Annotated in this window: 18 protein-coding genes and 2 tRNA genes; 7 read left to right on the top strand and 13 right to left on the bottom strand. The window is 62.7% G+C overall.

The features are described 5' to 3' along the window. Nucleotides 1-143: 143 nt before the first annotated feature. The 5 genes from CXZ10_RS16095 to CXZ10_RS16075 form a co-directional block, all read right to left on the bottom strand. Nucleotides 144-1,127, bottom strand: coding sequence for an ABC transporter permease (locus CXZ10_RS16095; protein WP_180336033.1), 984 nt, complete (start codon nucleotides 1,125-1,127; stop codon nucleotides 144-146). Nucleotides 1,128-1,174: 47 nt separating this feature from the next. After that, a complete protein-coding gene (locus CXZ10_RS16090; protein ID WP_101290384.1) occupies nucleotides 1,175-2,677 on the bottom strand; it encodes a sugar ABC transporter ATP-binding protein in 1,503 nt (500 codons plus the stop codon). A gap of 183 nt (nucleotides 2,678-2,860) precedes the next feature. After that, entirely contained in the window at nucleotides 2,861-3,808 is a 948-nt protein-coding gene (locus CXZ10_RS16085; RefSeq protein WP_101290383.1) for a substrate-binding domain-containing protein, read from the bottom strand. 238 nt (nucleotides 3,809-4,046) lie between these two features. Beyond that, the gene (locus tag CXZ10_RS16080) at nucleotides 4,047-5,132 is read right to left on the bottom strand and encodes a LacI family DNA-binding transcriptional regulator (protein ID WP_101290382.1); all 1,086 of its coding nucleotides are present in this window, start codon (nucleotides 5,130-5,132) and stop codon (nucleotides 4,047-4,049) included. A 221-nt stretch (nucleotides 5,133-5,353) separates the two neighbouring features. After that, complete coding sequence (locus CXZ10_RS16075) at nucleotides 5,354-6,397, bottom strand: LacI family DNA-binding transcriptional regulator (protein ID WP_101290381.1); 1,044 nt, start codon at nucleotides 6,395-6,397, stop codon at nucleotides 5,354-5,356. A 309-nt stretch (nucleotides 6,398-6,706) separates the two neighbouring features. Here CXZ10_RS16075 and CXZ10_RS16070 point away from each other — a divergent pair, with 309 nt between their 5' ends. The 4 genes from CXZ10_RS16070 (at nucleotide 6,707) to CXZ10_RS16055 (ending at nucleotide 12,510) form a co-directional block, all read left to right on the top strand. Further along, on the top strand, nucleotides 6,707-8,035 hold the full coding sequence (locus CXZ10_RS16070; RefSeq protein ID WP_101290380.1) for an ABC transporter substrate-binding protein: 1,329 nt from the start codon (nucleotides 6,707-6,709) through the stop codon (nucleotides 8,033-8,035). 144 nt (nucleotides 8,036-8,179) lie between these two features. Next, nucleotides 8,180-9,058, top strand: coding sequence for a carbohydrate ABC transporter permease (locus tag CXZ10_RS16065; RefSeq protein WP_101290379.1), 879 nt, complete (start codon nucleotides 8,180-8,182; stop codon nucleotides 9,056-9,058). A gap of 11 nt (nucleotides 9,059-9,069) precedes the next feature. Beyond that, nucleotides 9,070-9,888: a carbohydrate ABC transporter permease gene (locus tag CXZ10_RS16060; RefSeq protein WP_101290378.1), complete on the top strand. Its 819-nt coding sequence runs from the start codon at nucleotides 9,070-9,072 to the stop codon at nucleotides 9,886-9,888. Nucleotides 9,889-9,954: 66 nt separating this feature from the next. Continuing rightward, nucleotides 9,955-12,510 carry a glycoside hydrolase family 31 protein gene (locus CXZ10_RS16055; protein WP_101290377.1) on the top strand — a complete coding sequence of 852 codons (2,556 nt, stop codon included), beginning with the start codon at nucleotides 9,955-9,957 and terminating at the stop codon, nucleotides 12,508-12,510. A 112-nt stretch (nucleotides 12,511-12,622) separates the two neighbouring features. Here CXZ10_RS16055 and CXZ10_RS16050 read toward each other — a convergent pair. Continuing rightward, nucleotides 12,623-12,698 (bottom strand) — tRNA-Ala (locus tag CXZ10_RS16050). Between the two features lie 251 nt (nucleotides 12,699-12,949). Between CXZ10_RS16050 and CXZ10_RS16045 the strand changes: the two genes are divergently transcribed. Together CXZ10_RS16045 and CXZ10_RS16040 are read left to right on the top strand one after the other, a co-directional pair. Continuing rightward, on the top strand, nucleotides 12,950-13,240 hold the full coding sequence (locus tag CXZ10_RS16045) for a YggT family protein (protein ID WP_101290376.1): 291 nt from the start codon (nucleotides 12,950-12,952) through the stop codon (nucleotides 13,238-13,240). Between the two features lie 4 nt (nucleotides 13,241-13,244). Next, nucleotides 13,245-13,568, top strand: coding sequence for a DUF167 family protein (locus CXZ10_RS16040; protein WP_101290375.1), 324 nt, complete (start codon nucleotides 13,245-13,247; stop codon nucleotides 13,566-13,568). A gap of 25 nt (nucleotides 13,569-13,593) precedes the next feature. On the opposite strand, the gene CXZ10_RS16035 is transcribed toward CXZ10_RS16040, so the two are convergent. The 4 genes from CXZ10_RS16035 to CXZ10_RS16020 form a co-directional block, all read right to left on the bottom strand. Next, nucleotides 13,594-13,800: a Trm112 family protein gene (locus CXZ10_RS16035; RefSeq protein ID WP_101290374.1), complete on the bottom strand. Its 207-nt coding sequence runs from the start codon at nucleotides 13,798-13,800 to the stop codon at nucleotides 13,594-13,596. A 10-nt stretch (nucleotides 13,801-13,810) separates the two neighbouring features. Then, entirely contained in the window at nucleotides 13,811-14,488 is a 678-nt protein-coding gene (locus tag CXZ10_RS16030) for an LON peptidase substrate-binding domain-containing protein (RefSeq protein ID WP_101290373.1), read from the bottom strand. 16 nt (nucleotides 14,489-14,504) lie between these two features. Further along, nucleotides 14,505-15,443 (bottom strand): thioredoxin, encoded by a 939-nt coding sequence (trxA, locus tag CXZ10_RS16025; RefSeq protein WP_101290372.1) that lies wholly within the window; start codon nucleotides 15,441-15,443, stop codon nucleotides 14,505-14,507. A gap of 106 nt (nucleotides 15,444-15,549) precedes the next feature. Further along, nucleotides 15,550-16,053, bottom strand: a complete 504-nt coding sequence (locus CXZ10_RS16020) for a prolyl-tRNA synthetase associated domain-containing protein (RefSeq protein WP_101290371.1) — start codon at nucleotides 16,051-16,053, stop codon at nucleotides 15,550-15,552. A 236-nt stretch (nucleotides 16,054-16,289) separates the two neighbouring features. On the opposite strand from CXZ10_RS16020, the gene CXZ10_RS16015 reads away from it, so the two are divergent. Beyond that, nucleotides 16,290-16,364: transfer RNA gene (locus CXZ10_RS16015), tRNA-Gly, on the top strand. A gap of 117 nt (nucleotides 16,365-16,481) precedes the next feature. On the opposite strand, the gene CXZ10_RS16010 is transcribed toward CXZ10_RS16015, so the two are convergent. The 3 genes from CXZ10_RS16010 to CXZ10_RS16000 form a co-directional block, all read right to left on the bottom strand. After that, nucleotides 16,482-16,979 carry a TspO/MBR family protein gene (locus tag CXZ10_RS16010; protein WP_101290370.1) on the bottom strand — a complete coding sequence of 166 codons (498 nt, stop codon included), beginning with the start codon at nucleotides 16,977-16,979 and terminating at the stop codon, nucleotides 16,482-16,484. Between the two features lie 35 nt (nucleotides 16,980-17,014). After that, nucleotides 17,015-18,502, bottom strand: coding sequence for an alpha-amylase (gene amyA / locus CXZ10_RS16005; protein WP_101290369.1), 1,488 nt, complete (start codon nucleotides 18,500-18,502; stop codon nucleotides 17,015-17,017). A 114-nt stretch (nucleotides 18,503-18,616) separates the two neighbouring features. Next, nucleotides 18,617-18,808: a CsbD family protein gene (locus CXZ10_RS16000; RefSeq protein WP_101290368.1), complete on the bottom strand. Its 192-nt coding sequence runs from the start codon at nucleotides 18,806-18,808 to the stop codon at nucleotides 18,617-18,619. Between the last annotated feature and the right edge of the window lie 320 nt (nucleotides 18,809-19,128).

Raw genomic sequence — 19,128 nt, 5'->3', positions numbered from 1 at the left:
GCAGGTCGGGTCGATAGACCTCTGAGCAATATGGAGGATTTGGCAGCTCGATCAAGGGCAAGCCCCTCCGAAAGGCGCCATGCGTCGCAATGGTCCATCGGTGTCCGGCCTTGCGCAGGCCGGACACCGATCTCCGCTTCGCGTCAGCGCGCCGCCCTCGACACGGCCTGCAGCTGGTAGATCAGCACGGCGCCGAGGATCAGCAGGGCGCGGGCCACATACTGCCAATACTCGTCGATGTTGAGCAGGGTCATGCCGTTGAGAATGATTTCGAGGAACAGCACGCCGACAAAGGTACCCCAGATGCGCCCCCGGCCACCCATCAGGCTGACGCCGCCGATGACGCAGGCCGAGATCACCGTGAACTCCCAGGAGACGCCGACGGTCGGATTGCCCGCCTGGATCTGGCTCGACACCATGATGCCGGCCATGACGGCGAACACCGAGGTCATGGCCATCACCGCCATTCGGACCCTGGCGACATTGATGCCCGACAGGCGCGCCGATTCGGCGTTGCCGCCGATGGCGTAAACCGACTTGCCGAACACGGTGTATTTCGAGATGAACCAGGTCACTACGAAGACGATCAGAAACACCACCGCCTGGAAGGGAATGCCGGCGATGAAGCCGGCGCCGAAGAAGAAGAACCATTCCGGATAGGGCGTGATCGGGAACGAGCCGGTGAGAAGATAGGCGCCGCCGCGGAAGGCCGCCATCCAGGCGAGCGTGGTGATGAAGGTGGGCACCGCGAGCCGGTGGCGGATCCAGCCGGTGAACGTGCCGGCGCAGATGGCGGCCGCCAGACAGACGACCACTCCCAAGGCGATGGCCAGCTCGACGGAAAAACCCGCATTCCCTAGGGATTCGGTGATCAGCGCCAACAGGCAGCCAAAGAAGGCCACGGCCGATCCAACGGAAAGATCGATCTCGCCGAGGATGATGACGAAAGTCATGCCGAAGGCAATGACGCCGGTCGTGGCAGCGCTGCGCAGGATATTCATGAAGTTGTCCCACGACGCAAACCCCGGCGCAGTGAACGCCAGCAGCAGGACGATCGCCAACAGGATGAACTCGAGCACGAAATCGGAAAGGCGGAAGCTGGGGCGGCGCGTTGCCAGGGTGGACATGACGGAAACCCTTGTAAACCAACGATGATTGCAAGCGGAACGGAAGCTTAGGCGTTCTCGCCCATGCATATGGCGTAGAGATCTTCGATGCCGACCGTCTCGGGCGATGGGACCTCGCCAATGATGCGGCCGGCTTCCATGATCAGGATGCGATGGCAGACCTCGAGCAGTTCTTCGAGCTCGGACGAGACGAAGACGACGCTGAGACCCTTGCGCGACAGATCCCACATGATCTGGAAGATCTGCTGCTTGGCGACGATGTCGATGCCCCGTGTCGGCTCGTCGAAGAACACCACTTTCGGGTCGGTGTTGAGCCAGTTGCCGACGACGACCTTCTGTTGATTGCCACCCGAGAGCGACTGCACCTCATTGGAGGGATCGGACACCTTGATGTGCAGCTGCCGGATCCATTTCTCGGCGACGGGCGCCTGCAGATAGCGGCTGATCAGGCCTCGATGGGAGATCTCGTTCAGGCTGGCGAGGCAGAGGTTGTCCTCGATCGACATGATCTGGATGAGGCCCTCCTCCTTGCGATTTTCCATCGTCATGGCGAGGCCGAGCGTCTTCATCAGCGGTATGGTCGGCTTGTCGACCTTAACGCCGTTGATGGTCACCGAACCGCTGTCGATCCGATCGGCGCCGAAAATGCCGCGCAGGAGTTCGCTGCGGCCCGCGCCGAGCATCCCGGCGATGCCGACGATCTCACCGGCCCTGACCTCGAAGTTGATATCCTCGAACTTGTCGCGCCGGGTCAGCCCCGAGACCTTGAGGCTGACCTGATCACCGACCTTGAGGTCGTCGGGGCGCGATTGCAGGATCGTCTCGCCGAACATCATGTCGACGATCACCTTGGGCGTGGCGACGCCGATCGGCACCGAGCCGACGTGCCGGCTGTCGCGCAGCACGGTGACATAGTCGGCCACGCCGCGGATTTCATTGAGCTTGTGGGTGATGAAGATGACGATGACGCCCTGAGCCCTGAGCGTCCGCACGACCTCCATCAGGCTGTTGATCTCATGGCGGGCCAACGCCGAGGTCGGCTCATCGAGCAGCAGGACGCGCGGATTGAGCGACATGGCCTTGGCGATTTCGATGACCTGCCGCTGCCCGACCGACAGCTCCGATACCTTGCGCGTCACCGGAATGGCGATCGTGAGGCTCTTCAGGATTTTCTCGGCGGCGGCGTTGGTCTGCTTCCAGTCGATCTTGATATTGCCGGGGCCGCCGGTGGCAAAGCGGCCGAGCATGATGTTCTCGGCCACCGTGAAATCCAGGATCAGGCTGAGCTCCTGATAGACCACGGCGATGCCGGCCGCATTGGCCTCGGCCGGTCCCTTGAAGGTCACCGGCAGGCCATCGAGCAGAATTTCTCCGGATGTCGGCGTCACGGCGCCCGACAGGCATTTGACAAAGGTGCTCTTGCCCGAGCCGTTCTTGCCGAGAAGGGCGTAGACGTTGCCGCCCTCGAAGGTCGCCGAGAAGGCGTCGAGGGCGAGAACGCCGGGGTAGGCCTTCGTCAGGTTTCTGATTTCGAGCGTTGCCGCTTCCATTGTCCGATCCTTGCAATCCGAACCGACTGTTTCGGCCAGCTTCGATCCCGGCGAACGAGATCGGCAAGAGCAACCCTCCTCGGCGCTCCAAGGTGCATGCGCGGCACACCAGTGCCCGTCATCGCTTCTCGTGCAAGAAGTCGCGCGGGGGCGCTGGCAGCTCCCCCGCGCGGCGCACTGGAGTTACTTGACGGTCTTGGCATACTCGGCGATGGCCGCCGGGTCGGTGCGCGAGAGCGTCAGGCCGGGAACGATGATCTTCTTCTCGACCGGCTCGTTCTTGAGCGCCTTGACGGCATTCTCCATGGCGAGCGCGCCGATCTTCACCGGATCCTGGGCGGTCGACGCCTGCAGGATGTCGTCTTCGGACTGCAGGAAGCCGACCATCTGCTTGTCGAGGTCGATGCCGAACACCGGGATCTTCTTGCCGGCATTCTTCACCGCCAGCACGGCGCCGATCGAGCCGCCGTTGTTGCAGGCGAAGAACAGGTCGAGGTCGGGATTGGCGGTGATGATGTCGGCCGCCTTCTTGATGGCCTCCTCGGCCACCGGCGACGACGCTTCAGCGACCAGCTTCACGCCCGGGATGTCCTTGATCTCGTTCCAGAAGCCGTCCTGGCGCGCATTGCTTTCCGGCGGCAGTTGGGCCTTGTAGTTGATGATGCCGACCTTGATCTCCTTCTTGTCGGCATAATGCGCCTTGATGTACTCGGCGGCGGCCTTGCCGGAGCCGGCACCCAGCAGGCTGTTGTCGGACTGCACGGTGGACACCGGGAAGTCGGCAGCCAGGGTGTTGTTGAAGGACACGATCTTGATGCCCTTGTCGGCCGCCGCCTTCACCGCCGGGATCGAGGCCGCCGCCGGGTCCAGATAGGTGATGACGATCGCGTCGACGCCGCGGGCGGTATAGGTGTTGACGACCTGGACTTCCTTGGAAATCTGGTTCGACGTGTTGGCCGTCAGAAGATTGACGCCTTCCTTGTCGGCCACCTGCTTCATGCCGATCAGCGTCGACTTCATGAACTGGTCTTCCTGGAAGACGATGCCGGCAATGGTGAACTGGTCGGCGGCATGGGCGAACGAGACGCCCATGCACAAGGCGGCGATAAAGCCGGTTACGAATTTCTTCATGTCGATCCTCCCGAACGATGAAAGCGAGGCGAAGCAGCCGTCGCACAACGCAAAGACCCTTCACCCAACCGATTGCGACGCACCTCCCATGCTTCGCTCAACATCGGCTACGCTCGAATAAAGATGTTGTCAAGAATATTATAGATTTCATCATATTGATGGAATGATATCTAAGCACAAATAAAATCATCCACCCTGGATTAAACCAGAATGGCAAGAATACAATTGGATTACACTATTAATGATCGGAAATAGACGCGACAGATGCCCTATTTATCAATGTAGCAGGTAGGACGATGGACTCGGACCTTCGATTTCCGCCCACCTTCGATAACAGCAACGATACCGCCCGACGCCCGAGTTCGTAGGTCGGGCGCTGGATGACCGACAAGGGCGGCCGGAACACCGCCAACCAGGGAGCGTCGTCGAACCCGATCAGCGACAGATCCCGGCCGATGGCGAGGCCAATCTCCTCGGCGGCCGCCAAAGCACCGAGCAACATCTCCTCATTGCCGGCCAGGATGGCCGTCGGTCGAGGGGATTGCGACAGGAGGTGCCGGGCCGCCGCCAGAGCGGTGGGCGCCACCGATCCGGCATAGCGAACCCAGGATGGATTCACGGCAAGACCGGCATCGGCAAAGCCGGCCAAGGCTCCCCGGGCACGCTCGCGCACCGCCGAAACCGTATCGTGAGGCTCGCTGTCCTGATGGCCGTGGTGCGCCGCGGTTCCCAAGAGCAACCCGATGCGCCGATGCCCATGTTCGACGAACAGATTAACGGCTGCGCGCGATGCCTCGAAGTCGGCCGTGACAACCGAATCGAGGGGAAGGTCGTCGATAAACCGGTCGAACAGAACGACCGGCGCACCATGCCCGCGTCCGCCGGCCAGATGACCGACGTCAAGACGCGACGCCGGAACGATCAGCAAGCCGTCGACCCGCTTTTCCCGCAGGACGCGCACGGCTTCCCTCTCACGGCGGACATCGCCATCGGTGTTCAGAACGAGGCTCTGATAACCGGCGCTGCCCGACGCATCGATGATGCCGCGGATCGAGTTCAGCGTGAAGGAGTTGGAGATGTCGGCGACGACCACGCCGATGGTCAGGGTCTTGCCGGACCGCATCGACCGCGCCAGATCGTTGACGCGATAATCCAGCGCCTTTGCAGCCTCAGCCACCTTTTCCCGAGTTTCCTGGGTGACAACGCCATAACCGCCCAAGGCTCGGGCGGCCGTCGCGCGCGACACATCGGCAAGGCGAGCGACATCAATGAGCCGCGCCGCCTTTCTTGTCCTGCCGTCCCTGGCTCCCCCCGAATCGCCCATCGTCTCTTCCCCCAACCGACGGCCCTCCCAGACAGCCGGTATGACGTGCGCGCAATGGGATCGATCTCACACCCAATGAGATCGATCTCTTTTGCCAATACCAGCTTTCCTGGAGGTCGTCAATTTGTCGTCGGCGTGGATCGAGTATGGGCGCCGAAGCCATTGGCCGAGATCATTCGCGGCCGGTTCGGTGGGGAATGCGGCCGCGGGAAGCCGAGTCTCTAGCGCACGCCGGAAGCCGGCGGCCCGTCGCTCTCGCCCGGCACCAACGACAACGGCACCCGGCGTTGCAGGACGCCAGAGGAAAATGCCGGCGCGGTCAGCGGCATCTGGGCCAGCAGTGCCCGCGCGGCAGCGGTCCCGAGATCGGGCAGCGACATATGAAAGCAGGTCACTTGCGGCGCGAGAAAGCGAACCGATTCTTCCCCACGGAAGCCTATGATCGACAGATCCCGGCCGGGCGTGAGGCCGCGTTCGGCAAGGCGCCTGTAGATGCCGATGGCGGTCACTTCATAGAACAGAATGATGGCTGTCGCGGGATCGGGCCGATCGAGGAGGCCATCGACGAGACTGCCGCCATCGTCCTCTCTGCGGCGAGTTGGAAACACCAGTTCCTCGTCGAATGCCAAACCGTGCCGGGCGAGGCTGTCCTGGTAGGCCTGGGCAAAGATCGTTCCGTAATTGGCGTCGTTGGACGGTACCGTCACGGCAATCCGCCTGTGGCCTTGGCCCACGAGACGGTCGACGGCGGTGGCCATGACGCCCTCAAAATCGAGGTCGATCCAGGAATACCCGCCGCCGCTGTCGCTTCGGCCCAGCGTGACGAACGGAATGCCCGACGACTGCATCAGCTCGATGCGCCGGTCGATCCGGCGCGTTTCAGCGAGAATCATGCCGTCGACGGCGCCGCGCGACACGAAACGCTGGAGAAAGGTAAAGTTGTCCTGGCTCTTGGCGCAGGGCAGAACCAGAAGGTCGAGGCCATGGGCGGCGAGAACGGCTTGCATGCCCTCGACCACTCCCATGAAGAAATAGTCGGTGCTGGTGGTGCTCTCGTGGTCCAGTTCGATCATGAAGCCGACGGAATGCGTAACGCCCTGAGCGAGCGAACGGGCAGCCTGATTGGCCGCATAGCCAAGGCGTTGCGCTGCCTCCAGAACCTTCTCGCGCGTCGCTTTGTTGACATTGGGGTTGCCGTTGAGTGCACGGGAGACCGTGGCCGTTGAGACCCCGAGCTCCCGGGCCAGGCGGGCGATGCCTCTCATAAAATCCTCCGACCCTCCGCGTCCCCCATTGACATATGTCCGGCGACGAACTTAGCATTGTAAGCGCTTACAGGAACATGGTGGCTATCTCAAGTCCGTCTGTGAGGATGAAAAAGACGGCGGATGCGAGAACCGCACTTTGATTGTAAGCGCTTACAATTGAGGAAATGAGCCGAAACCGAGGAGTGAGTCGGTGGCCAGCATCCGGGTTGGACGGCGGCCGCGCGAGGCGACAGGCGAAGGTTTGCGGTTCGGGTCGTCGCAAGACGGCAACGCGGTCCATTCGGGCCGGCAATAAGGGAGGATTTGATGACAGCCACGCGTAACACCAAACGGACCGCCAGGGGCGTAATGCACATGCTGGCCTTGGCCGGCGCCTCCTGCCTGGCCTTCGCCCTGACCGGCGGTGCCAGTCTGGCGGCGGACAAGGTAACGCTGACCTATATGGCGAGTCAGGACTGGGTGAAGGAGGCCGAGCAGGCGCTTGCCAAGAAGTTCGAGGAAAAGACCGGAATCGCCATCGATTTCCAGATCCTGCCGTCGGGCCAATATTTCAACGTCCTTCAGACCAAGCTGAACTCCGGCGAAGGGCCAGACCTGTTCGGCGGACAAAGCGGCGTCACCGACCTCAAGCTTCAGTATAATGTCGAGAAGAACGCCGTCGACCTCTCCGGCGAGCCCTGGGCCGCCAGGGAGGATAAGCTGGTTGCGGCGCAGTCGTCGGTGGGAGGCAAGCTCTATGGCCTTACCTACTGGGACGTGCTCGGCAATACCTGGGTGATCAGCTACAACAAGAAGCTGTTCGCTCAATACGGCCTTGCCGCTCCGAAGAGTTACGCCGACTTCAAGGCCCTGTGCCAGAAGCTCGCCGACAATGGCATCCAACCGCTTTACGAGCCGGTTGCCGATGGCTGGCATCACGTGCTCTGGTTCCCGGAACTCGGACCGCGCTTTGAAGAGGTGACCCCGGGCCTTGCCGATGCCCTCAACGCCAACACGGCGACCTTTGCGGGCAACCCCACCATGCTCACGGCCGTTACCCAGCTCAAGGAAGTCTATGACCTCGGCTTCATGGGCAAGAACGCCCTCGCCGACGTCTATACCGGCGCCTCCAAGGCGATGGCCAGCGGCAAGGTGGCGATGGTGCTCGCCAACACCGGCTTTGCCTCCCTGGTGGAGCACGACTATCCCGACATGAAGGCATCCGACATCGGCGTGTTCCTGATGCCGCTCGCCGACAATCAGATGGTCAACATCAATCCGGCCGGACCGACCCACTTCATCTACTCGGGATCGGCCCACATTGATGCCGCCAAGCAATATCTCGACTTCCTCGCCCAGCCCGAGAACGTCGACTACTTCATCGACAATACCCCGACCGCGATGACGCTGCCCTTCGAGGGTGCGAAGAGCAAGTTCAGCGCCGACGTTCAGGCGCTGTTCGACGCGCACAAGGACGCGCGCGGCACCGTCTACCAGACCGCCGTCAACTACGTGAACCCGCAGTGGATGGATATCGGCGCCGACCTGACGGCGATGTTCACCGGAGCGATGACGCCGGACAAGGTGCTCGCCAACATCGACAAGCGTCGGGGCGATCTCGCCAAGGCTGCCAAGGATCCTGCCTGGAAGAAGTAGCCTCCCGTTCCAGCGCAACCTCAGCTCTTCCAGTGGACCTGATCCGCCGGAAGAGCTCCGGACTTGGCGGCATCCACCCCCGGTCTTCTCCGGGAGCAAAGGCTCTCAGACCGGGGGTGTGACCGCGAGCGACGAGAAATCGCAATGAAATCCCATAGCCCTTACCCGCTCTACTTCGTTCTCGCGGCGCTCGCCCTGTATGTGACGTTCTTCATCATCCCAAGCCTCAGCGGCATCGCCTATTCATTCACCGACTGGAGCAGCTACTCCGACGAGGTCGAGTTCATCGGCCTCGACAATTACCGGACCATCCTGTCGCCGGACGAGAACTATCTGTCATTCATAGGCAACACGCTGCTGTTCACCTTCTGGACGATCATCATCAAGACGGTGTTCGGTCTGGCGCTCGCGCTGCTGCTCAACGAGGGCGTCCGCCGCTTCGTCAATGGCTACCGGGTGCTCATCTACCTTCCGGTCATCCTGCCGACGCTGGTCGTCGCCCTGATCTTTCGTTCGATTCTTGATCCGGCCGCCGGGCTCCTCAACAGCTTCCTGCGCGGCATCGGCCTTGATGCCCTCGCGCTGCCCTGGCTCATCGATCCGACCATCGCGCTCTATTCAGTGATCGGCGTCGATAGCTGGAAGGGCATCGGCTACATCATGGTTATCCTGCTTGCCGGCCTGCAGACCATCCCCAAGGATCTCTATGAGGCCGCCGCCATCGATGGCGCCGGCGCCTGGGCCAAGTTCCGCCACATCACCCTTCCGATGCTGATGCCGGCGCTGATGATCGTCACCGTGCTCAACGTCCTCTACGGGCTGCGCGTGTTCGACATCGTCTATGCGCTGACCAACGGCGGGCCGGGCTACGCCACCGAGGTCCTGTCGACCGAGATCTTCAAGGCCTTTTCCAAGGGTCAGTTCGGGCTCGGCACCGCCATTTCCAGCATTCTGTTCCTGATCCTGGTCGTTACCGGCTACCTGGTCATCCGGGTAATGGAACGCCAGACGGATCGCGAGTGAGGAGCGAGACCATGCCCAAGAGCCTGCGCGCCCCCGCCGCCCATCTCGCCGCCTTCCTGGCCAGCCTGATCATGCTGCTGCCGGTCTATCTCATCACCATCAACGCGCTGAAATCCTCGCCCGAGGCGAGCTCGATGAGCGTCGATCTACCGAGCGAACTGCACTTCGAGAACTTCCTGATCGCCATCGAAAAGGGAAAGTTGATCGGCAGCTTCCTCAACAGCCTCCTTTACGCCACATCGGCCACCGTCCTCGCCACGCTGGTCTCGGCCATGGCGGCGTTCGTGATGTCGCGCCACAGGACGCGACTCAACCGCTTCTTCTACCTGTTCCTGATCATGGGTATCGCCCTGCCCATCAACTTCTTCACGCTGACCACGATGATGCAGGTGACCCACCTCATCAACACCAAGATTGGCGTCATCATCCTCTACGCGGCGCTTCAGGTGCCCTTCTCGGTGTTCCTGATCTACGGCTTCGTCGACACCATCCCGCGCGAGCTCGACGAGGCGGCGATCCTCGACGGCTGCCGGCCGCCGCAACTGTTCTTCCTGGTGATCCTGCCGCTGTTGAAACCGGTGCTCGTCACCGCCGGTATCCTGAATTTCCTCAATATCTGGAACGACTTCATGATACCGCTCTATTATCTGAACAGCAGCGCCAACTGGCCGATGACCCTCGCGGTCTACAATTTCTTCGGTCAGTACCAGAGCAGCTGGAACCTCGTGTCCGCCGACATCCTGCTCACCATCATCCCGGTGATCATCATCTACCTCCTCGGCCAGCGCTTCATCATCGCCGGCATGACGAGCGGCTCGGTCAAGGGATGAGCCGCCAGCCGACGACGCTCGACCGACAATCAGTAACGCGGACCTCAGCGCAGAAATTCAGGCATCATGACCAAGAACGCCCTTTCCCACACAGGCATGACGCCTGACTTCGTCAAGACTTACCCTGGCGGATCGCTTTGCATTTCAGCTGTAAGCGACCGGGCCTTCCGGGTCCGCTTCAGCCCGACCGGCCCGGAAAACATGCCGGAAAGCCAAATCCTGACTGGCGATCTGCCGCCCGTCATTCCTTTGGTCCGCAGCCGGGACGGCGTCACCAGACTGGAGCTGCCGCATGTCGTCTGCGAGCTGACGAATGCCAGCGGGCGCCTGCGGTTCCTCGACGGCGACGGCACGCTCCTGCTCGCCGAGGCGGAGCGCAGCCTGATACCGGGCTTGCTTGATGACGAACCCATCCACATCGCCGAGCAGGCCTTCGCCTCTCCACCCAACGAACGCCTCTATGGCACCGGTTGCTTTCAAGACGGCGCACTGGACCTTCGGGGCCTGCCGCGCCGGCTCACCCAGGTCAACACCCAGATCAGTCTGCCCTTCATGCTGTCGAGCCGAGGCTATGGCCTGATCTGGCATCATCTCGGCCGTAGCGAACTCAATCCTCCGCCGCACCGCGTCGCGCTTGCGAAACGCGCCGTCGGCAAGGCGCGGACCGCGACGGTGACCACCTCCTCGGGTGGCGCCGACGTCGAGCGGCGCACGGCCATCTTCGAGGGCGAGATCGAGATCACCACGGGCGGCCGGCAGGCGATGCTACTCGACATCGGCAGGAAGATGGGCAGCCGCTATCGTGTCGAGATTGACGGTCGGACGCTGGCCGATCACGACAACTTCTGGCTCCCGCCGACCACCAGCTTCTTTGCCGACCTTACTCCCGGCCGCCATACCGTGCACGTGGAAGCCAATGACACCGACGAGCCTGTCCTGCACTACGGCCCGGTCACCGACCGTACGGTCTGGCGTTCTCCGGTCACCGATGCCATCGACTATGTAGTGATCGCCGGCCCCAGCGCGTCCGAGGTGATGGGCGGCTATCGTCAGTTGCTGGGACCAACGCCGATGCTGCCGATCTGGGCCTTCGGCTACGTTCATTGCCGCGAACGCTTCCACTCGTCGGTCGAGATCATCGACACGCTCGACGAGTTCCGCCGCCGCGATCTGCCGCTCGATGTCATCGTCCAGGACTGGCAATACTGGGGCTCGCACGGCTGGAACGCCATGCGCTTCGACGAGGCGCAGTACCCCGACCCCAAGCGGCTCATCGACGAGGTGCACCGGCGCGACGCACGGTTCATGCTGTCGGTCTGGGCACGCATCGATCCGTCATCCGAGCTCGGCAAGGAGTTTGCCCGCCGCGGCTATTTCATCGAGGGGACCGACTGGGTCGATTTTTTCAACCCGGACGCCGCCGCCTTCTACGCCCAACAGCAGGAGGAACGGCTGAGACGCTTCGGCATTGACGCCTGGTGGCAGGACGCCACCGAGCCGGAGAACGACGACCTCGCCGGCCGCATGACAGCCGCCGGGCGCGGTGAACACGTCCAGCTTGCCTACCCCCTGGAGGTCACACGCGCCGTCTCAGATTCCTGGCGTGCCGCCCTGCCCGATACCCGCGCCCTGATCCTGACGCGCAGCGCCTTCCTCGGCCAGCATCAATATCCCGCTTTCACCTGGTCGGGCGACGTCGGCAACGACTGGGCGACGCTTGCCAACCAGATCGCCGCCGGTCTCAACATGGCCGCAGCCGGTTATGCCTACTGGACCGTGGACGCCGGCGGATTCTTCCGCCCCGGTCCCGGTCAGTATGACGATCCGGCCTATCGCGAGCGGTTCCTCAGGTGGTTCCAATATGCCACCTTCCTTCCGATGCAACGCGTCCACGGCTTTGAGACCGACACCGAATTCTGGCGTTACGGCGAAAAGGTGGAGGCCGTCTCAAGGGCCTATCTCGAACTCCGCTACCGCCTCCTGCCCTACATCTACTCGACCGCCGCCGAAACGGCTGAAACCGGCGTGCCGATGATGCGACCGCTGGTGTTCGACTTCGCCGCCGATCCGCGCGCATTGGATGAAGTCCATAGCTACATGTTCGGCCGGACCTTGCATGTCGCTCCGGTTCTGGCGGAGGGAGCGGAAAGCTGGCCGGTCTATCTCCCCGGAGCCGAGGGAGGCTGGTTCGACGTCTGGAGCGGCGATCACCGTGTCGGAGGCCGAACCCACGACGTTCCAAGCCCACTTGATCGCATACCGCTTCACGCAAGGGCTGGCAGCATTCTTCCTGTCGGGCCGGTCATCCAGTCGACCGCCGGCATGACCAGGGAGACACTGACGCTCTATGTTTTCCCGGGCCATGACGGCGCGCTTGAGCTTTACGAGGATGACGGTCTCAGCCTTGGCCATGAGCGCGGCGAATGGGCCCGCATTCCGGTTCGTTGGAATGACAGGGAGGGAACACTTCAAATCGGCGCTTGCCAAGGATCTTATCCGGGCATGCCGCGGGTCCGCCACCTGACGATCTGCCGCGTTCGCCCGGGTGTGTCGCCAATGACATCGACCACCGGTGTTGTGGTGGAGTATCGCGGAGCCCCCATTACCGTCAGTCTTGAGTGATCTGCAACGTGCCGGGAAGAGACAGAAAGCTCATCTGCTCGGCACGTCGAAACGCCCTGCAAGGCGTTGACGGCTTGGCGATGACTTGGAACACCATCCCTCAAAGGGGAATTGGTGGAGCTGAGGGGAATCGAACCCCTGACCTCTGCAGTGCGATTGCAGCGCTCTCCCATCTGAGCTACAGCCCCATCCGGCGCGGCTTTTCAGCCGCGAACCCGGCGTCGGGTGAGCCGCTTTTAGGGGGAGGCACCGAGACTGTCAAGCCTTTCCCCGCCCCTTGCCCCGTTGAGCCGATGCGGAGAAGCGGCCTTCGACGAGATGCCCTCTTCGTCCTTTACCACGTCAGGCAATCGGCGAGTGTCGGGGCCATAAAGCGGCCTTGCGGCGTCATCGCGTCATGGCTACATCTCGGAAAACTCGTGACGCGAAAGACCAATTCATGCAGGCCGTCCTCTACGTTCTCCTCCAGGTGCTCAGTCTCTATATGTACATTTTGATCGCCTCGGCGATCATGTCCTGGCTCGTCGCTTTCAACGTCGTCAACCTGCGCAATCAGGTTGTGGCGGCCATCGCCGGCTTTCTCTACACCATGACTGAGCCTCTGCTTCGACCTATCAGGCGCTTCATGCCCAACACCGGCGGGCTGGACCTCTCCTTCCTGGTGCTGTGGTTCGGCATCATCCTGCTGCAGCAGATCATCATCCGCTACATTTATCCTTACGTTTTCTGATCCGATGACCGGAGCCCCGATCCGACGCGACGGCGCCGATCTCCTCGTCGAGGTGCGCCTGACGCCGCGCGGCGGCTCCGACCGCATCGACGGCCTGAAGGCGTTGTCGGATGGCCGCGAGGTGGTGGCGGCAAGGGTGAAGGCGGTGCCTGAGGACGGCAAAGCCAACGCCGCCGTGGCGGCGCTGATGGCTGCCGCCGCCGGTCTGCCGAAATCGGCGGGAGCGGTGGTGTCGGGCTCGACGGCGCGCCTCAAGACCATCCGGCTCACCGAAGCCGGCGCCGAGGCCGAGACGCGCCTCAGGGCAGCCTGCGGCCTTCCGGCCTGATCAGCAGTCTCGTCGTCTTGTGGCTTCACTCGTCGGGATCGAGCGCCCGCGCCTCGTCGGGCAGCATGATCGGTACGCCGTCGCGCACCGGGTAGGCGAGCCGGGCCGGTCGCGAAACCAACTCGCGGCGCTCGGGATACCATTCCAGCGTCGCCTTGGTGAGCGGGCAGACGAGGATCTCCAGGAGCTTTGGATCGACCTCACCGGTCCGCCGGCCGTCGTTCTCCTGCATGATCGGGTCCTCAGTTGAAAGTGGTCGGAGCGCCGTCGCCGGTGCGCGCCAGGGTGATCTCGGTGATGGCGATCAGCGTTTCGGCCCGCGTCTTGAGGTCGGGCGCCTCGAGCAGCGCCTGCTTCTCGGCCGCGCCATAGGGGCTCATCATCGACAGCGTGTTGATCAGCGCCTCGGTCGACGCCTTTTCGACGGCGTCCCAGTCCGCTTCCATCTCATTGGCCTCTAGATAGGCCTCGAAGACGGCGAGGAAAGCGGCGCGGTCGACCTCGTCCTCGCCGGCCCGCGGCTCGAAATCGACCGGGAAATCGCAGGAGACCCGACCGACGCGATAAGGCAGGCCGGTCGGCGCCTCGCCCAACAGGCGGAAGCGGCAGACGCCGGTCAGCGTCACCTGATAGCGCCCGTCGCCCGTTTCGGCGATCGCCGTGATGCGGCCGACCGTTCCCACCTCGCAGAGGGGGGCCGCCCCTTCCTCGATGCCGTCATCGGCATCAAAGCGTGGCTGGACGATACCGATCAGCCGGTCGCTGGCCAGCGCTGCGTCGACCATGGCGAGATAACGCGGCTCGAAGATGATGAGCGGCAGCAAGCCGCGCGGCAGCAGAAGCACCCCCTTCAGCGGGAAGAGGGGCAGTTCGCCGGGAAGATCGGCGGGACCGACATAGCTTGCGTTGCCGACTTGCATCGAGTGCCTTTCCTGATCAGGAGAACAGAACCGAGGACAGCTTGCGCCGCCCATAGAGCGTCATCGGATCGGTCATGCCCCAGGCTTCAAAGAACTTGACCAGTTGCTTGCGCGCCGCCTCGTCGTTCCAGGCGCGTTCGCGCCGGACGATCTCCACCAGTTGGTCGACGGCGGCCTGCCGGTCGCCCCGGGCGGCCAGCGCTTCGGCCAGCTCGAACCGAGCCTGATGGTCGGCGGGGTTGGCCGCCACAGCGGCGGCCAGCGCGTCGGTGTCGCCGACGCTGGCCGCCCGTTCGGCCAGCTCCAGCTCGGCACGGGCGCCGGCGATGGCTGCGTCGCCGGCTTTCAGCTCCGGCACACGAGCCAGCACGGTGCGCGCATCCTCGAGCTGCCCGGCGGCCGTCAGAGCCCTGACGAGGCCGCCAATGGCGACCAGCGACTCGGGCTCCATGTCGAGCACGGCGAGGAAAGCGTCAGCAGCAGCCTGCGGATCGCCGGCCGCAAGCGCCTCCTGGCCGGCGGCGATCAGCTTCTCCTGGTCGGTCGGCCCCATGGGGCCGGCGACACGCTCGATGAACTGCCGCACCTGGCTTTCGGGCTGGGCACCCATGAAGCCGTCGACGGCGCGCCCCTTGACGAAGGCGATCACCGCCGGGATCGACTGGATGCCCAGTTGGCCCGCCACCTCGGGGTGGTTGTCGATGTTCATCTTGACGAGCCGCACCTTGCCCTTGGTGTCGCGAACCACCTTTTCGAGGATCGGGGTCAGCTGCTTGCAGGGGCCGCACCATTCGGCCCAGAAGTCGACCAGAACCACCTTGTCCTTCGACGCATCGAGCACGTCGCGGGCGAAATCGCGCGTGGTGGTCTCGATCACATCATCCGTCGCGGCCGGAGCCGGAGCGGCGCCGGGCGGGGCGAAGCCATTGCCAAAGGTGAAGGTCGGGCTGCTCATTGTCTCACTCGACTGCTGGGGCGCCGATCTCGCAACAGGAGGCGGCGACGAGGGAATTCGTCCGCCCTATATAGGGCGACGGAGCCAAGTTTAACAGCCGCCTCTCTCACGCGAGAAGTGGCAGGTCGACGACGAGCGGCTCGTGACCGGTGGCTCTGAGAAAGGTGACCAGCCCGTCGGCCGACACCGCCGTGGTGGCGGTGTTCTCAAGCGGATGCACGTGGACAGGATCGAGTTCCATGAGCGCCCTCTCCAGCACCACGGTCACCACGCCCTCGGTGTCGTTGATGACGCCGAACGGCGTGACCGAACCGGGCAGGATGCCGAGATGTTCCATGAGCTGCTCGGCGGAGCAAAAGGACACCCGTCCACTGGCGCCGATGGCCGCCTGCACATGTTTGAGATCGAGCGCGGCGTCCTTCCTGAGGGTGATCAGAAAAAGCCGGCTCTTCTTGTCCTTGACGAACAGGTTCTTGGCAAAGCCGCCGGTCATGCCGCCCCAGATGGCCATGGCCGCCTCGACGGTTGGCAGCGGTGGATGCTCGATCGTCCGATGGACGATACCGAGACGATCAAGAAAGGCGAACAGATCGGCGCGCGTCGCGGCCATGGCAAACCTCGTGAGCGGACGGGCAAGCACCCGGGAACCGGCCGATATTTCAAGGAATGAATGGATCGCGCAAGGCAAAACCACAGGAAAATCCGGGCCTTGGCTCCCTCGGCATGCCCTTTTCCCGGCAAAAAAACGCGCCCGGCGAAAAAAGTCGAAAAAGCCTGTTGCATTCGCCGCCGACTTGGGCGATATACCGCCTCGCTCCGGCGACGGAGCGCGCTGAAAAGCGGAGCGCGGGTGTAGCTCAGGGGTAGAGCATAACCTTGCCAAGGTTAGGGTCGTGGGTTCGAATCCCATCGCCCGCTCCATTTTCAGGTTGAATGCCAAAGACTTGCAAAGCGGCCGCCTTCGGGCGGCCTTTTTGTTTTAAGCCATCGCGCAAGTCTTGCCTCTCCACCCGCAATAATGCGTTCGGTTCGGGGCGATCAGTTCAGCCACCAGATCGATGCATTGAGAAGCGTCGCAAAAGCCACCCATCCGAGATAGGGGATGAGAGCCCCGCCGGCGATGCGGTCGACGGCAAGGAAGGCATGCACCGTTGCCGCGATAGCCGTGATGAGCAAGACAATCACGACAAGACCGGCCGTCGGCGAATGGAAGCCGAAGAAGGCAACGGACCAAGCCGCATTGAGAGCGATCTGCACCAGGAAGAAGATGATGGCGCGGCGACGCGAAGCGCCCTCAGGGCTGCGCAGGATGCGAAAGAACGCCCAGGACATCAGGATATAGAGCAGCGTCCAGACCGGGCCGAAAACGCCGTTGGGAGGATTGAAAGGGGGCTTGGCAAGGCTCTCGTACCACGGCGTCAGATTGGGGAAGGTGGCAAGATTGCCAATGATCGCCGCCGCAGCCACCGGAGCGACGGCGGCAAGCGCCGCAGGCACCGTCCCGAGGGGACGTGACGAGAACGTATCAGAGGTCATGAAGTTCCTCCCTTGCGGAAACCGTAGCGCAGCGCCTAGTTCAAGGCATCGGCGCGCACCCAGACACTGACGCTGCCGCCGTTCACCGGAAAGTTTGCCCGTCCTGCCTTGTCGGTGGTGATCTCGTCATCCCGATGCCCGAGAACGTCGCGGAAGACAACGCCCGCCATCTCCTGGCCGAGCTCGACTGGCTTTGCGGCCTCGCCGCCATTGGTCATTACCACCACGCAACCGGGCGCCTCCGACGTCCCGCGGCGTACAAAGGCGATGCAGTTCGGATCGTCGAAAATATCCGTCTGCGGGCCGTGCGCAAAACGCTGCCGCGCCTTGATCAACTGCGGCAAACAGCCGATGGCTGGCATTTCGATATGGTGATCCTGGCCATCGCCGCCCTTGTCGGTATAGTCCGCCCCATAGAGATCGGGATGAAACACGCAAGGCACGCCCTGCTCCCGAAGCAGGATCAGCGCGTAGGCGAGCGGCTTGAACCATGGCTCGACCGGGGCCTCCAGCGATTGCAGCGGCTGCGTGTCGTGGTTGGCGACCAGCGTTACCGCGTGGTCCGGCATGGCGCCAACCAGCGTGCCGTCGAACAGCTTGCGCATGTCGTAGCCGTCACCGCCTTTCGAGGCGTCATGGAAATTATAGTGCAGCGCCACGTCGAACAGCATGAGCTGGTGATCGACAAGGTCCAGATAGGTGCGAAGCGCGTCGAGGTCCGGAAGCCAGTATTCAGCGACGACGAACAGATCCTTGCCGGCCTTCTCGCGCATGTGGCCGATCCAGTCGCGGAAGAACCAGGCGGGGATGTGCTTGACCGCATCGAGGCGGAAACCGGCGCAGGGGAACTCACCCATCAGCCAGCGCCCCCAATACTTCAGCTCCTCATAGACGGCCTTGTTGCGGAACTCGATATCCGAGCCCATCAGATAGTCGAAGTTCCCAAACTCCTCGCCGACCTCGACGCTCCAGCCATCGTCATAGTCATTGACCAGTTTGAAGACACCCGTCTCGTCCGGATCCTCGATGTGGTCGACCCCGCTGAAACATTTGGCATCCCAGATGAATTTCGAATAGCGGCCTTGCCGACCCGGGAAGGTGAAGCGCGTATGCACCGTGGCCTCGAAGGTCTCGGGGTCGATCTCCTCCCGGTTATCCGGGTTGACGCGGTGCACTCGCACTCGCTCCGTCTCGTCTGCGCCCATCCTGTGATTGAAGACCACGTCGTAGATGACGCCGATGCCCTTTTCCTCAAGAGCATGCGCAGCGCGCTCAAGTGCGGCCCTGTCGCCATACTTGGTGGAAACGCTGCCCTTCTGGTCGAACTCACCGAGGTCGAACAGATCGTAGACATCATAGCCCACCGAGTGACCGCCTGCGCTGCCCTTGTAAGGTGGCGGCAGCCAGACGTCGGTAATCCCCATCTCGGCGAGCGAGGCCGCCTTCTCTTCGATATCTGGCCAGAGACGTCCGTCGCCGGGGTAGTACCAATGAAAGGCCTGCAGCAACGTTCTCTGGATCATCTCGGCCCTCGAAGGATAGACTACTTGCCGCGCACCCTGCGGTCAGGGTCAACAAAAGACGCCGCCGCTCCTTCAAGGACCGGCAGCGTCATTGGAATGTCTGGGCATTGTGGCTCAGAGCTTGTCGATCGTGTCCTTCAGGGCTTCCTTGCCCTTGCCGACGGCCTTCTGGGTGTCGCCCTTGGCTTCCTGAATGTCGCCCTCGAGCTTCAGGTCCGGATCGTCGAGCGCCTCGCCGGCGGCCCGCTTGGCCTTGCCAACGGCCTCGTTGGTATAGCCCTTGATCTTGTCGGTGGTGGAACTCATGACGATCTCCCTTCACGTCTCATTGAAAGTTTCGGTTCGGGGAACCGTGAATGAAACGTAGTAAGGATCGCTTGGTTCCTGAAAAGAGGCTAAGAGCGCGCTTCACCTTCCGGTGAGAATCCAGTCTCGGTGCGACAATTCATCTGAAAACCATGTGTCGGACCAAAGACTTATATTTCGACCTCGTGGCACGTTCCACCCATTCCACGGCGTCTAGGCCATGGCGCCTCTGATGGTTTGCCTTTTGGCCCTGACGGTGGTTGCTCGTCGGTTTGACGGTCGGACGGGCTCAAACGCAAAAAGCCCTCTCGGTTTTCACC

It is taken from the genome of Pleomorphomonas diazotrophica (genome assembly GCF_002844595.1).
In the GTDB taxonomy this organism is placed as follows: domain Bacteria; phylum Pseudomonadota; class Alphaproteobacteria; order Rhizobiales; family Pleomorphomonadaceae; genus Pleomorphomonas; species Pleomorphomonas diazotrophica.
The sequence above is the reverse complement of the archived record's forward strand: the minus strand, read 5'-3'. Positions and strand labels throughout refer to the sequence as shown.

Excerpts from the sequence above, each read along its gene's own strand:
- CXZ10_RS16095 (WP_180336033.1), bottom strand. The coding sequence starts at position 1,127 with ATGTCCACCCTGGCAACGCGCCGCCCCAGCTTCCGCCTTTCCGATTTC.
- CXZ10_RS16090 (WP_101290384.1), bottom strand. The coding sequence starts at position 2,677 with ATGGAAGCGGCAACGCTCGAAATCAGAAACCTGACGAAGGCCTACCCC.
- CXZ10_RS16085 (WP_101290383.1), bottom strand. The coding sequence starts at position 3,808 with ATGAAGAAATTCGTAACCGGCTTTATCGCCGCCTTGTGCATGGGCGTC.
- CXZ10_RS16080 (WP_101290382.1), bottom strand. The coding sequence starts at position 5,132 with ATGGGCGATTCGGGGGGAGCCAGGGACGGCAGGACAAGAAAGGCGGCG.
- CXZ10_RS16075 (WP_101290381.1), bottom strand. The coding sequence starts at position 6,397 with ATGAGAGGCATCGCCCGCCTGGCCCGGGAGCTCGGGGTCTCAACGGCC.
- CXZ10_RS16070 (WP_101290380.1), top strand. The coding sequence starts at position 6,707 with ATGACAGCCACGCGTAACACCAAACGGACCGCCAGGGGCGTAATGCAC.
- CXZ10_RS16065 (WP_101290379.1), top strand. The coding sequence starts at position 8,180 with ATGAAATCCCATAGCCCTTACCCGCTCTACTTCGTTCTCGCGGCGCTC.
- CXZ10_RS16060 (WP_101290378.1), top strand. The coding sequence starts at position 9,070 with ATGCCCAAGAGCCTGCGCGCCCCCGCCGCCCATCTCGCCGCCTTCCTG.
- CXZ10_RS16055 (WP_101290377.1), top strand. The coding sequence starts at position 9,955 with ATGACCAAGAACGCCCTTTCCCACACAGGCATGACGCCTGACTTCGTC.
- CXZ10_RS16045 (WP_101290376.1), top strand. The coding sequence starts at position 12,950 with ATGCAGGCCGTCCTCTACGTTCTCCTCCAGGTGCTCAGTCTCTATATG.
- CXZ10_RS16040 (WP_101290375.1), top strand. The coding sequence starts at position 13,245 with ATGACCGGAGCCCCGATCCGACGCGACGGCGCCGATCTCCTCGTCGAG.
- CXZ10_RS16035 (WP_101290374.1), bottom strand. The coding sequence starts at position 13,800 with ATGCAGGAGAACGACGGCCGGCGGACCGGTGAGGTCGATCCAAAGCTC.
- CXZ10_RS16030 (WP_101290373.1), bottom strand. The coding sequence starts at position 14,488 with ATGCAAGTCGGCAACGCAAGCTATGTCGGTCCCGCCGATCTTCCCGGC.
- trxA (WP_101290372.1), bottom strand. The coding sequence starts at position 15,443 with ATGAGCAGCCCGACCTTCACCTTTGGCAATGGCTTCGCCCCGCCCGGC.
- CXZ10_RS16020 (WP_101290371.1), bottom strand. The coding sequence starts at position 16,053 with ATGGCCGCGACGCGCGCCGATCTGTTCGCCTTTCTTGATCGTCTCGGT.
- CXZ10_RS16010 (WP_101290370.1), bottom strand. The coding sequence starts at position 16,979 with ATGACCTCTGATACGTTCTCGTCACGTCCCCTCGGGACGGTGCCTGCG.
- amyA (WP_101290369.1), bottom strand. The coding sequence starts at position 18,502 with ATGATCCAGAGAACGTTGCTGCAGGCCTTTCATTGGTACTACCCCGGC.
- CXZ10_RS16000 (WP_101290368.1), bottom strand. The coding sequence starts at position 18,808 with ATGAGTTCCACCACCGACAAGATCAAGGGCTATACCAACGAGGCCGTT.